Origin of the sequence: Frankia sp. CcI49 (assembly GCF_001983215.1) — a bacterium.
GTDB lineage: Bacteria > Actinomycetota > Actinomycetes > Frankiales > Frankiaceae > Parafrankia > Parafrankia irregularis.
In genome coordinates this window covers 54,306-66,767 of record NZ_MOWP01000038.1, presented here as the reverse complement: position 1 = coordinate 66,767, position 12,462 = coordinate 54,306, and the positions used below count along the sequence as shown (strand labels likewise).

Sequence of the window (12,462 nt, the reverse complement as noted above, 5' to 3'; positions counted from 1 at the left end):
CTCTCGGTGACCGATGGCACCGAGACCACAGGAGATCCGGACCAAGGGCACGGAACGCCCCGGAGGGCTCGTAAAATTTGATGACGTGACAGCGCCTACGCGGCTTGCTGGTCGCGACCGCGATCCGGGTCGTGGCCGGCTCTCCGCTGTCCGAGGGCCCCATCTTCAGCTGGCGAGCGAGAGTCTGGTGCACGTACCACCGGCCGAGCTCGTCGATCTGCCCCGTGTGCAGGCCGGAGCGCAGCCACAGCATCTGCTGACAACCCTGCTCGGGGACTACTGGGTCGACCGTCTCGAGCACATCCCGTCCGTCGTGCTCGTCAGCCTGCTCGCGGATTTCGAGGTCAGCACGGTCGGGGCGAGAGCCGCGCTGAGTCGGCTGTCCCGGCGTGGTCTCCTCGAGTCCTCCAGGATCGGGCGGAACACCTACTACGGTCTGGCTCCGGACGCCTGCGCGGCCATCCGCGTGTCGATGAACCGGATCCTCACGTTCGGCCTTCGCCACGATCCGTGGGATGGGCGTTGGACGGTGGCGTCCTTCTCGATCCCCGAGGGGCAGCGGGACGTCCGGCACGCGGTGCGAGCGAGGCTGCGCTGGCTCGGCTTCGCCCCGCTCTATGACGGCATGTGGGTGACACCGCGCCTTGTCGGCGAGGCGGCGCGCCGGGTGTTCGCGGAGCTGGGCGTCACGGCCTCGACCGTTCTGATCACGACGTCGGAGGCCCGCCGTACGGACCCGCGCCCGCCCATGGCCGCCTGGGACCTCAGCGAGCTGGCCCGCGCCTACGAGGATTTCATCAGCGCCTACGAGCCGCTGCTGGAACGAGTCCGCAGCGGGGGCGTCCACGGTGCCGAGGCGTTGGCCGCACGTACCGCGGTGATGGAGTCCTGGGCTCGTTTCCCCACCCTCGATCCGGACCTGCCGATCGAGCTCCTTCCCGGTGGCTGGCCGCGGCGCGAGGCTCGGACTGTCTTCGCCGAGGTCTACGACGGCCTGGCGGCCCCGGCCGCGGGCCGCGTCCGCGAGCTGCTCGCCGTCGTCTCGCCGGACCTCGCTGATCTGGTGCGCGTGCACCGGGCCGTCGGCTGACCGCCTGGTGCATACGCACTGATCACACCACGGTCGTGACTCGAAGAGCTGAGGCCTTTCGTCGTTCCGCCCCGCCTCGACCCGCGGTTTGCTGCCGGGCAAGATCTGGGGATTCTGGTGGCTGGAACAGCCAGAATTCTCGGCTCCTCGGACACATGGTCCCGCCTCGCCTCGACCCGCGGTTTGCTGTCGGGCAGGGCCTGGGGATTCTGGTGGCTGGAACAGCCAGAATTCTCGGCTCCTCGGACTCGTAGCCGCGCCGCCCCACCCCGCCTCGCGATGGCAACCCTGGACCACGGGCCCGTGAGATGGAAAAGGCGCACCGCTCGTGAATGCACCGTGGATACCCGGCAGCCGGTACCGCGGCCGGGTGACACTGCCGGTCGGAAAAAACAGTCGTCCGACGACCGGTTGTCCGCCGCGACGGCCGCTTCACCGCGGCCGGCGCGCCGCCCGGCAACCGATGTCACCGGTGATTGCGACATCGGTGGCGCGTCACGTCACACGTGGCACCGAACCAGCCTCCGTGCCGCGAACTACTCGTCGCGGCTCGGGGGCTTCGTTCGCGCACCATGGCCGGCTGTGCCACCCGTCGTGGTCCGCATTGCCGGCCACGACGGGTGGCACGCTTCGATGCCATCGGAAGACAACTGCATTCGGCGTCCGCAAAAACGCCTGTCCGGGAGCGGGCCGATGGCGTGGCCATCGGAACCTGACATCGATGTCAGTGCCTGTGGGCTGTTGCCTCTTCGACATGTCGCCGGATGCACGAACGGGCGAGGTGCTCGGCGAGAGCGCCCTCCCCGCGGGTGATCGCGTCGACGATCTCGGCGTGAAGCGGGTGCTGCCACCACTGCCCGAGCCGCTCGGTCTCGTCATGCGGGTGTGCGAGGTCAGCAAGCACCCGGATGAACAACTCCGCTGCCGGATTGCCGGCGAGCCGGGCGATTTCCAGGTGCAGCAGTACGGACGCCTCGCCGGGCGTTCCCGCGGTGACCGGACCGGAACGTGCGCCGACCGATCGGGAGCGGGCCCGTGGGCTGGCGGCCCTGGCGCCGGGTGCGGTGGGCTCCAGCGCGCCACGCAGCCGGGTGAGGCCCGCGGTGTCGATCTGCTCGGAGAGCCTGCGGACGGCGACCGCCTCGAGGGCCGACCAGGTCTCGCAGAGGTGCTCAGGCCGGGCCCGGGCGAAGTCCAGGTAGACCCGGGCGACGTCACGGACACCGTCATGGTCGGGGGCGGTGACGACGAGACCACCACCCGGGCCCGGACGGGGCCGCGCGACCCAGCGGCTTTCCAGCAGCCGCACCGCTTCCCGCAGCACTGACCGGCCCACCTGATAGCGCTCCATGAGCTGGGCCTCCGAGCCGAGGCCCTCCCCGACCGGCCAGCCGCGTCGGATGATCTCCAGCTCGATGGTGCGGGCCAGCCTGGACGCGAGCGTGCGCTGGCCCAGCCTGGAGGTGAACTCCCCGGGCCCGCCGACCGCGAGACTGACGGCACCGTCATCGAGGTGGTGGCCGTTGTCCAGGTGCCCGCCATTGTGATGGCCGCCGGGGCGATGCCCGGGCATGGGACGACGGTTCGTGGTGGGCCGACCACCGGTGGCGTGCCCACCGATGCCCGTCGCGGATACTGGTGCCCCCCCGCGTGGAGTGCTTCGTACCGGACCGTGGAGGGCGCCGGGCACAGCATTCCGGCTGATCGGCGATAGACCGTCAGACACTGCTCTTCCTCCGGATGTACTCGTTAGCCCGCGTGGACATTCCGACGCGGCCATGACTGCTCCGACGGCGGGCTGTCATCCTCGCCGCTGACGCGCTGTCGCGGTCGGGGCCAGGTGACACCCACAGTGTGATGAGTTTCCTTTCCGGCTGTGTTCCACGCCGCCCCCGGAGAGTTCCCGGTTCCCGGCGCTGGCCTTTGCCCCCCGGCCTCGGCAGCGTGTTCCAGATAAGGGCCTCCAGTCAACCGATTGCAGCTACCCGTGTGGGCGCAGCAGGCGACTCATTGCCATCTGCGCAGGTCCTGCGGTCGGTGCGATGGTGGCCCAGAAGCGTCACCGGACGATGCACGCGCAGCAGGGAATGCACCTACCTCTGCGGTTTCCACTGGCGATGCTGGCTTCTACCAGCACCCGGTGGCCCGCTTGGGGAGGCGTGGCAGGTCGGCCGGTTCGGTGCGACGTCCTTCTGGACGTGTGTCCCATCCCATCGGCGAACGCGGACGCGGCTGGCACCTCTGGGCCAGGCGCATCCCACATGTCGCTTCATGTCGCAAATCCCCGACCGCTCCGCGGCGGCCAATACGCGCGACCGGGGGCGCACCCCCACCGCCTGTCGCACCCGGTCGCGGCGCATTTCAGGCCCGGATTCGGTGGTTGTCGACGGAACGTCGCCCGTGGCGGCTCGGGTGGCGCTGAACAATGCTGCTATGAATACCCTGCCCGGGTGCGTGTGAAAAACATTCGACGTCCCCTGGCGGTAGACGGAGTTCAGACCGCACGATGATTGCGAAGAGTAGTTAATGGCTACCTTGGGTGACTATATTTTCGGGGTCGCGCCACGGATGATCTCCATGCAAGGGTCATCTGGGGTGTCGTCGGTAGGACTGAAGTCCCTAATTTGATCACCGGTGTCACGGAAAGTAGTCAAGTGCACCACTTGGGCATAATCAGATGACTCATTGCCGCTATCTGAGAACCTGTGTTAGGAATGGGCGTCTTTTCGCTTGCCCTATGGGGGGAACAATTGATCACGGCGCAGGTCGCCCATCAACATGCGAGCCAGGACCTGCTCTTTGTGGCGGTCTCGGTGCTGCTCGCCGCGATCGGCTCGTTCGCCGCGCTGGTCTGCTCGATGCGTGTGCCCTATGCGGTCGGCCGTGCCCGGCTTACCTGGACCGCGCTGGCCGCGGTGTCGCTCGGCGGCGGCGCGGTGTGGTCCATGCACTTCATCGGGATGATCGGTTACCAGGTCGCGGATCGTGACCCACGCTACGACATGCCGCTCACCGGCCTGTCGCTGTTGATCGCGATAGTTTTCTCCGCGGTGGGCCTTTCCGTGGTCGCCCGGCGTCCGGACAGCGTGCTGCGCCTGGTGGCCGGGGGAGTGATCGCGGGTCTCGGCGTTGCCGCCATGCACTACACCGGTATGGCGGCCATGCACGTCGGCAGCGAGGTCACCTATCGGCCCACGCTGGTGGCACTGTCCATCGCCATCGCGATCGGTGCCGCGCTCGCGGCGCTGTGGATCGCGTTCCAGGTGGTGACCGCCTGGCATGTGGTGGTCGCTTCAGCGATCATGGCCGTGGCGGTGTGCGGAATGCACTACACGGCCATGGCTGCGACGCGGGTTTCGGCGACAGTCCTTCCCGAACCAGTATCGGGTGCGGACCCGATCACGCTCGCCCTGCTGGTCTGCGTGATCGCTTTTTCGGTGCTCGCGGTCGTGATCTTCGCGGCGCTCGGCGGGGTGACATATGCCGACCCCTTCACGCGGGCGCGGGCGGACCGGGAGAGCCAGCATCGCCGTGGTCGGCCCGCCGCCCCGGCGGCACCCGACGCGGCACCGTCGTCCTGGGCGGATTCCGGCGCATCGCGGTCCGGTCCGGCGGCGTGGTCCGGCTCGGCAGGGCAGCCTGGTCGACCGGGGCAGCACAGTCGAGCGGGGCAGCATGGCCGAGCGGGGCAGCATGGCCGAACCGAGCCGGCTGGTCGAGTCGAGCCGGCTGCCTGGGCTGAGCGACCCGGTCCGCCGCAGGTCGCGGTGCAGCCGAGTGCACCGGTACAGCCGAGTTCACAGGGGCAGCCGAGCGCACCGGTACAGCCGAGCGCACAGGGGCAGCCGGCCTGGCCGGATCGGCCCGACTGGTCGCAGGGAGTCGATCCGGCCGGTGTGCGGCCGTCGACGGAATGGACCGGCACGGCCGGCGCCTACCCATCCGGTTCCTGATCGCCGAACGAGCGGCGGGCTGGCGGGCCGTACGGTACGTGAGTGAGCCTCTTCGACGCCGACGTGACGGACACGCTGGCCGCGTCGGGCCCGCTCGCCGCCCGGCTGCGTCCGCGCAGTCTCGACGAGGTCGTCGGGCAGCGCCACCTGCTCGCGGAGGGCAGCCCGCTGCGTCGTCTGGTCGAGGGCGGTGGCACGACGTCGGTCGTGCTGTGGGGGCCGCCTGGGACGGGCAAGACCACGTTGGCGCACATCGTCTCCCGGGCCACCCGCCGCCGGTTCCGGGAGCTGTCCGCCGTCACCGCGGGCGTCAAGGATGTCCGGGCCGTGATCGACGAGGCCCGGGACACGCTGTTCATGTCGGGTGTGCGGACCGTCCTGTTCATCGACGAGGTGCACCGCTTCACCCGGACCCAGCAGGACGCCCTCCTCCCGTCGGTGGAGAAGGGCTGGGTGACCCTTGTCGCCGCGACAACGGAGAATCCGTTCTTCAGTGTCGTCGCGCCGCTGCTGTCCCGGTCGCTGCTGCTCACGCTCGAACCGTTGTCCGACGCGGACATCGCGGATCTGGTCGAGCGTGCCGTCGCCGATCCGCGCGGGTACGGCGGTCGCCTCACGCTCACCGAGGAAGCCCGTGACCACCTGGTGCGGCTGTCGGGCGGTGACGGCCGGCGCGCGCTCACCGCGCTGGAGGCGGGAGCGGAGGCTGCTCTGGCCGCGGCCCGCGACGCCGACACCGGCGGTGCCGCCGACGCCGACGCCGACTCCGACGCCGACATCGACACGACCGGTGGTGGTGACAGCGCTGGAGAAGCGGTCCCGCTCCGGTTGGAGCTGTTGGAACGGGCGGTCGACCGGTCGGCGGTCCGGTACGACCGGGAGGGCGATCAGCACTACGACGTGGTGAGTGCGTTCATCAAGTCGATGCGTGGCGGCGACGTCGACGCGGCACTGCACTATCTGGCCAGGATGCTCGAAGCGGGTGAGGATCCGCGGTTCGTGGCCCGCCGCATGATCATCCTGGCCAGTGAGGACGTCGGTATGGCCGACCCGGGTGCCCTGGGTGTCGCGGTCTCGGCCGCCCAGGCCCTGGAGCTGGTCGGGCTGCCGGAGGCCCGTCTCGCGCTGGCCCAGGCGGTGATCCACCTGACGCTCGCGCCGAAGTCGAACACGGTCATCACCGCGATCGACGCCGCCACGGCCGACGTGCGGGCGGGTCGGCTCGGTCCCGTTCCGCCGCATCTGCGTGACGCCCACTACCGCGGTGCCTCCCGACTGGGCCACGGCGCGGGCTACCGGTATCCGCACGATCACCCGGACGGGGTGGTCCGTCAGCAGTACGCACCGGACGTCCTCGCCGGGTCGGACTACTACCGGCCGACCGGGCACGGCTTCGAGCGGCGGGCCACCGAGCGGGTCGAGTTCCTGCGCGGCGTCCTGCGCGGACGCCCTCCCGAGCCGCCGGCGGACCCGGCGGGCTGAATCGGGGCGTGGCCCCCGCCCGGACCCCGCCCGGTCCGGGACGGACACGGACGGCCCGGGGGTTACCGGAGGTCTGCGCGTCCTGGTCGGTAAGGTCACTGACGAGCAGCATCGGCACGCCGGTCGGACCCGTCCGGCCGCAGGCGCGCCTGAGGGCGGGTGGGCGGTCACCTCGACGTCACCCGCGAGCGGTGTGATTCGGCGGGGCACGGCCAGGCGTCATCCAGATGGCGGGTGTCGTCTGGGCAAGGCGTTACAGAAAACAATGGAGGCGAAGCACATGTCCGGTGGTGCGGTCGCGGGCCTGATCGCCTCGGGGGCGTTCGCGGTGCTCGTGCTCTTCGCCTGTTATGTCCTGTTCAAGCTAGGCAAGATCTTCGACGAGGCCGCTGCCCGGGTGCGGCAGACCGGTGTAGTCATCGACGAGGGCACCGCCCGGGTGCGGCAGGCGGGTGCGACCGTTGACGAGGTGAACGTCGCGCTCGCGCACGTGAACAAGGAACTGGAACGGATCGACGCGATCACGGCGAACGTGCAGACGGTGACCACCAACGTCTCGTCCCTGACGTCGATCTTCGCCGCGACGCTGGGCGGTCCCGTCGTACGGGTGGCCGCGTTCAGCTACGGCGTGCGACAGGCGGTCGCCAAGCGGACGAAGGCGGACGTCACGGCTCGGGTCTCCGCTCAGATGAAGGCGGAGAAGGCACAGCGGCGGTCCGCCCGGCGCTCGCCCGAGGCCACCGCGGTCGGCGCTGACGGCCGAGGCGGTGGGCGCTGATGGTCACCCGGGTCTTCTACGTCGCGCTGGGCGCGGCCACCGGTGTGCTCGTGGTGCGCCAGGTGGCACGCGCCGTGTCGGCGCTCACGCCGACGAGCCTGGCGGGGTCTCTCGTAGAGTCGATGCGGGAGTTCGCCGCCGACGTGGCCCAGGCCATGGCCGAACGGGAGGAGGAGATCCGCTCCGCGTTGGGTCTCGACGAGCTCGAGGCGTCCGGGGAGCCGGGCGATCTGGCTGGTGGCGAGCCGTCCGGAAGCGGTCAGCACCTCGCCGCTCCGGCGCCCGTGGGCTTTGATCCGGAGCAGACGATGCGCCTGGTGCCGGGGGCACGCAGGCCCTGATCTCCCATCCGGCGGCGGCCGATCCCGGCTGCGGAGCCGGCGCCGGCCGCCTGGCCGGCCGACACATCCCGACAACCCTGGACGACGTGAACCGATGGACACGGCCGAGATCCGCCGCCGCTTTCTGAACCACTTCTCCGAGCGGGGTCACACCGTGGTCCCGAGCGCGTCCCTGGTGGCGCAGGACCCGACGCTGCTGCTGGTCAACGCCGGCATGGTGCCGTTCAAGCCCTATTTCGTCGGCGACCTCACCCCGCCGTGGAGCCGCGCGACCAGCGTGCAGAAGTGCGTGCGGACCGTGGACATCGAGAACGTCGGGCGCACCGCCCGGCACGCCTCGTTCTTCCAGATGTGCGGGAACTTCTCCTTCGGTGACTACTTCAAGGCCGAGGCGATCCCGTTCGCCTTCGAGCTCGTCACCGAGGGGTACGGCTTCAACCCCGACGACCTGTGGGCCACCGTCTACCTCGACGACGACGAGGCCGAGTCGATCTGGCGCACCCTGCTGCCCGCCGAGCGGATCCAGCGCCGGGGCAAGAAGGACAACTTCTGGTCGATGGGCGTGCCGGGCCCCTGCGGCCCGTGCAGCGAGATCTACTTCGACCGCGGGCCCGAATACGGGCGCGACGGCGGGCCGGAGGCGGACGAGGACCGCTACCTGGAGATCTGGAACCTCGTGTTCATGCAGTACGCGCGAGGTGAGGGCAGCGAGTACGGCTACGAGATCGTCGGGGACCTGCCGGCCCGCAACATCGACACCGGCATGGGCCTCGAGCGGATGGCGACGATCCTGCAGGGCGTCGAGAACCTCTACGAGATCGACATCTCCCGCCCGGTGCTGGACGCCGCCGGCCGGCTCACCGGCGCCCGCTACGGCGCGGACCCGGCCGCGGACGTCCGCCTGCGGGTCGTCGCCGACCACACGCGCACCGCCGCGATGCTCATCTCGGACGGGGTCTCCCCGTCCAACGAGGGCCGCGGCTACGTGCTGCGCCGGATGCTGCGCCGGGCGGTTCGTGACGCCCGCCTGCTGGGGGCCCGCGAGCCGGTGATGGCGGAACTGCTCGCCGAGGTCCGCCAGGCGATGGGGCCGATCTACCCGGAGCTGGTCGACCAGGCCGAGGCGATCACCGCGGTCGCGGTCGCGGAGGAGACCGCCTTCCTGGAGACGCTGCGGACCGGGACCACCCTGTTCGACACCGCGGTGACCCAGGCCCGCTCCAGCGGGTCGGCGCAGCTCAGCGGCGAGTCCGCGTTCCGGCTGCATGACACCTACGGGTTCCCCATCGACCTGACCATCGACATGGCCGCCGACGCGGGGCTCACCGTCGACGAGGCCGGCTTCCGCCGGCTGATGGAACGCCAGCGCCAGGCGGCGAAGGCGGACCGGGCGTCCCGGCGTATCGGGAACCTCGACCTGTCGGCCTTCCGCCCGATTCTGGCCGCCTCCGGGCCCACCACCTTCACCGGCTACACCGAGCTGGTGCGGGAGTCCGGCGTCGTCGGCATCGTCGGCATCGGTGACGGCAGCAGCCGCGTCGCGGTCGGCGAGGGCGAGGAGGTCGGCATCGTCCTGGACACGACGCCCTTCTACGCCGAGGGCGGTGGCCAGGAGGCGGACCTCGGTGTGATCCGCTTCGACGGCGGTGAGTGCGAGGTCCTCGACGTCCAGCGGCCGGTGCCCGACCTGGTCATGCACCGGGTGAAGGTGCTGCGCGGGGAGCTGCGGGTCGGTGCGGACGTCGCCGTCGAGGTCGACGTGGAGCGGCGGCGGGCCGTTTCCCGCTCGCACACCGCCACGCACCTCGTCCACACCGCGTTCCGCCGCGCGCTGGGCGAGTCGGCGACCCAGGCGGGCTCGCTGAACTCGCCGGGCCGGCTGCGCTTCGACTTCCACGCGCTCGGCGCGGTGCCCGACTCGGTCCTCGCCGACGTCGAGGACGAGGTCAACGAGGTCGCGCTGCGCGACCTGGAGGTTCGCTGGTACGTCACCACCCAGGCGGAGGCCCGCCGGTTGGGGGCGATGGCGCTGTTCGGCGAGAAGTACGGCGACCAGGTCCGGGTGGTGGACGTCGGCGACTACGCCCGCGAACTGTGCGGTGGTACGCACGTGTCCAGTTCCGCCCAGCTGGGCGCGATCAAGCTCCTGTCCGAGGCGTCCATCTCCGCCGGGACACGCCGGGTGGAGGCGCTGGTCGGTATCGACGCCTTCCGGTTCCTCGCCCGCGAGCACGTGCTCGTCTCGCAGCTTTCGACCGCGCTGAAGGCCCGCCCGGACGAGCTCACCGACCGGGTCGCCGACATCGTGGGCCGGCTGCGTGACGCGGAGCGGGAGCTGGAGCGGCTGCGGGCGCAGGCCGTGCTGGCCGGTGCCGCGGCGCTCGCCGCCGGTGCGGAGGCCGTCGGTGAGGTCGCGCTCGTGACGGCCCAGGTGCCGGCCGGCACACCCGCGGACGACGTCCGGCTGCTGGCGCTGGATGTCCGGGGCCGGCTGGCCGGGCGCCCGGCGGTGGTCGTGGTCACCGAGGCCGACGGGGCCGCCATCGTGGTGGCGACCGATGACGCCGCGCGTGGGCGCGGGCTGCGCGCCGGCGACCTGATCCGCCAGTCCTGGGCGGCGCTCGGGGGCAAGGGCGGCGGCAAGCCCGATGTCGCGCAGGGCGGCCGGGGCGACGCCTCCATGATCCCGAAGGTCTTCGCCCGGATCCGCGAGCTGGTCGCCGACCAGGGCGCGTGAGCGACACCCCGGTGCCCGGGCCTGACTCCGCTGCCGCGCCCGACTCCGGCGCTGGTGCCGGCGCCGGTGCCGGGGTTGAGGCTGGCCCCGGCGCGGCGCGGGAGGCAGACCAGGCGCCGCCCCGCGCCGAGGAACCCGGCCGAGGCGTCCGGATCGGCGTCGATGTCGGTTCCGTGCGGGTAGGGGTCGCGGCGAGTGATCCGGACGGTCTGCTGGCCGTGCCGGTCACCACGCTGCGTCGGGATGCGTCAGGTCGTCGTCACAAGGACGTCGACGAGCTTGCCGACATCGTTCGGGACAGGCACGCTGTCGAGGTTGTCGTCGGTCTGCCGCGTCAGCTCTCCGGTGAGGAGGGTGAGGCGGTCCGCCGCGCACGGCAGTACGCCGAGGTGCTGTCGACGCGTGTCGCGCCCGTACCGGTCCGTCTCGTTGACGAGCGGCTCACCACGGTCGTGGCTCATCGCCGCATGGCTGAGCGCGGACTGCGATCGCGGGCCCGTCGTGAGCTTGTGGATCAGGAGGCAGCGGTGCAGATCCTCCAGCACCACCTGGACATCCGCCGGGCCCGGGAAGCGGCCAGCCGGGCCGCGCCGGACGGTGCCGCGCGGCCGCAGGATTCGGTGTGAGCCGCGGCGCGGACGGATTCGACGGCCTGTTCGGCGGCGCCGCTGGCGACGAGTACGACGACTTCGAGGAGCTCCGGCGCCGCGAGGGGCGCCGGCGCGCCGGTGCGGCGTCCGGGCCCGGTCAGCGTCGGCCGGCGCCGGGAACCGGCCCGCAGGCCGCGTCAGCCGCCGCCGGTGGCCGGGGCGTCCGCGGCGACGGGCCCTACGACGACGTCGACGGCTATGACGACGGGCCCTACGACGGCTACGACGGCGCTGAGGGCTACGACGGCGACGACTACGACGATGACGGGTCCTACGACGGTGAGAACGGCTACGACGACGACCCGTCCGGCGACGGTCGCGGCTCCGGCCGCCGCCGTCGCGGTGGGCCGGACGGCGCCCGGGAGCGCCGGTCGGGCAGCGCGCTGCCGCGGCTCATCGGCGTCCTGGTCGTGGTCGCCGTGCTTCTCGGAGCGGGGATCATCGGTGTCGGCAAGGTCATCGGCCGGATCGGCGGCGAGCCCGCCGCGGACTACGCCGGCGGCGGTGAGGGCATCGTCGTCATCCAGATCCCCGCGGGTGCCACCTCGTCCGAAATCGCCGCGACGCTCGTCAAGGCAGATGTGGTGGCGAGCCGGCAGGCCTTCGTGAACGTGGCGACCCAGGACAGCCGAGCCCTGTCGATCCAGCCGGGCACCTACCGGCTGCGCGAGAAGATGAGCGCGGCCTCGGCACTGGACGCGCTGCTGGACGACGCGTCCTCGGCGCTGTTCCGCTACACCATCAACCCTGGGGACACGGTCCGGAAGGTCCTCCAGGAGCTCTCCGCGCGGACCGGCCGGCCGATGGCCGAGCTGGAGGCGCTGGCCAAGGATCCCAGCTCGCTGGGGCTGCCCGACTACGCGAGCAACTCGCTGGAGGGCTACCTCTTCCCGTCCACGTACGACGTGGCCCCGGGCACCGACCCGATCGACGTGCTCAAGGACGCCGTCGCCCGGTTCAACGCCTACGCGCAGAAGACCGATCTCGTCGCCCAGGCCAGGGCGCTGGGTGAGACGCCGCACGACATCGTCATCATCGCCTCCATCATCGAGAAGGAGGTCGCGAACAAGGACGAGGGTCCCAAGGTCGCCCGGGTCATCTACAACCGGCTGGCGGACGAATCCGGCGGCTTCCGGCGGCTCGACATGGACTCGACCACCCGGTACGCACTGAACGAGTACGAGGGCAGGCTCACCCAGGAGCAGCTGCGCAGCAACAACCCGTACAACACCCGGGCCGTCCAGGGGCTCCCGCCCGGAGCGATCGCCAGCCCCAGCACCTGGGCACTGGAGTCGGCGCTGAAGCCGGCGGACGGGCCCTGGTTCTACTTCGTCTCGATGCCCCAGACCCACGAGACCAGGTTCGCCGCCACCCAGGCGGAGTTCGACGAGGCGATGGCGGAGTACCGCCGCCAGGGAGGATCGGAGTAGA

Annotated in this window: 9 protein-coding genes; 8 read left to right on the top strand and 1 reads right to left on the bottom strand. The window is 71.1% G+C overall.

Going from position 1 to position 12,462, the window contains the following annotated elements:
* Window positions 1-187 precede the first annotated feature (187 nt).
* Entirely contained in the window at window positions 188-1,090 is a 903-nt protein-coding gene (locus CcI49_RS32940) for a PaaX family transcriptional regulator C-terminal domain-containing protein (protein ID WP_054565530.1), read from the top strand.
* Window positions 1,091-1,814: 724 nt separating this feature from the next.
* Here the strand turns inward: CcI49_RS32940 and CcI49_RS32935 are convergent.
* Window positions 1,815-2,663 carry an FCD domain-containing protein gene (locus CcI49_RS32935; protein WP_226931346.1) on the bottom strand — a complete coding sequence of 283 codons (849 nt, stop codon included), beginning with the start codon at window positions 2,661-2,663 and terminating at the stop codon, window positions 1,815-1,817.
* A 1,177-nt stretch (window positions 2,664-3,840) separates the two neighbouring features.
* Here CcI49_RS32935 and CcI49_RS32930 point away from each other — a divergent pair.
* The 7 genes from CcI49_RS32930 to mltG all read left to right on the top strand — a co-directional run bounded on the left by CcI49_RS32930 (window position 3,841) and on the right by mltG (window position 12,461).
* Entirely contained in the window at window positions 3,841-5,043 is a 1,203-nt protein-coding gene (locus tag CcI49_RS32930) for an MHYT domain-containing protein (protein ID WP_241840371.1), read from the top strand.
* 42 nt (window positions 5,044-5,085) lie between these two features.
* The gene (locus tag CcI49_RS32925) at window positions 5,086-6,525 is read left to right on the top strand and encodes a replication-associated recombination protein A (RefSeq protein WP_076833178.1); all 1,440 of its coding nucleotides are present in this window, start codon (window positions 5,086-5,088) and stop codon (window positions 6,523-6,525) included.
* Window positions 6,526-6,805: 280 nt separating this feature from the next.
* Window positions 6,806-7,303: a DUF948 domain-containing protein gene (locus tag CcI49_RS32920; protein WP_076833313.1), complete on the top strand. Its 498-nt coding sequence runs from the start codon at window positions 6,806-6,808 to the stop codon at window positions 7,301-7,303.
* A complete protein-coding gene (locus CcI49_RS32915; RefSeq protein ID WP_076833175.1) occupies window positions 7,303-7,644 on the top strand; it encodes a DUF6167 family protein in 342 nt (113 codons plus the stop codon). The genes CcI49_RS32920 and CcI49_RS32915 overlap by 1 nt, the downstream gene beginning before the upstream one ends.
* A gap of 94 nt (window positions 7,645-7,738) precedes the next feature.
* Window positions 7,739-10,381 (top strand): alanine--tRNA ligase, encoded by a 2,643-nt coding sequence (gene alaS / locus CcI49_RS32910; RefSeq protein ID WP_076833171.1) that lies wholly within the window; start codon window positions 7,739-7,741, stop codon window positions 10,379-10,381.
* Entirely contained in the window at window positions 10,378-11,007 is a 630-nt protein-coding gene (gene ruvX, locus CcI49_RS32905) for a Holliday junction resolvase RuvX (protein ID WP_241840370.1), read from the top strand. Before alaS ends, ruvX begins: the two co-directional genes overlap by 4 nt.
* Complete coding sequence (mltG, locus tag CcI49_RS32900; RefSeq protein ID WP_054565524.1) at window positions 11,004-12,461, top strand: endolytic transglycosylase MltG; 1,458 nt, start codon at window positions 11,004-11,006, stop codon at window positions 12,459-12,461. The genes ruvX and mltG overlap by 4 nt, the downstream gene beginning before the upstream one ends.
* The last annotated feature ends 1 nt before the right edge of the window (window position 12,462 follow it).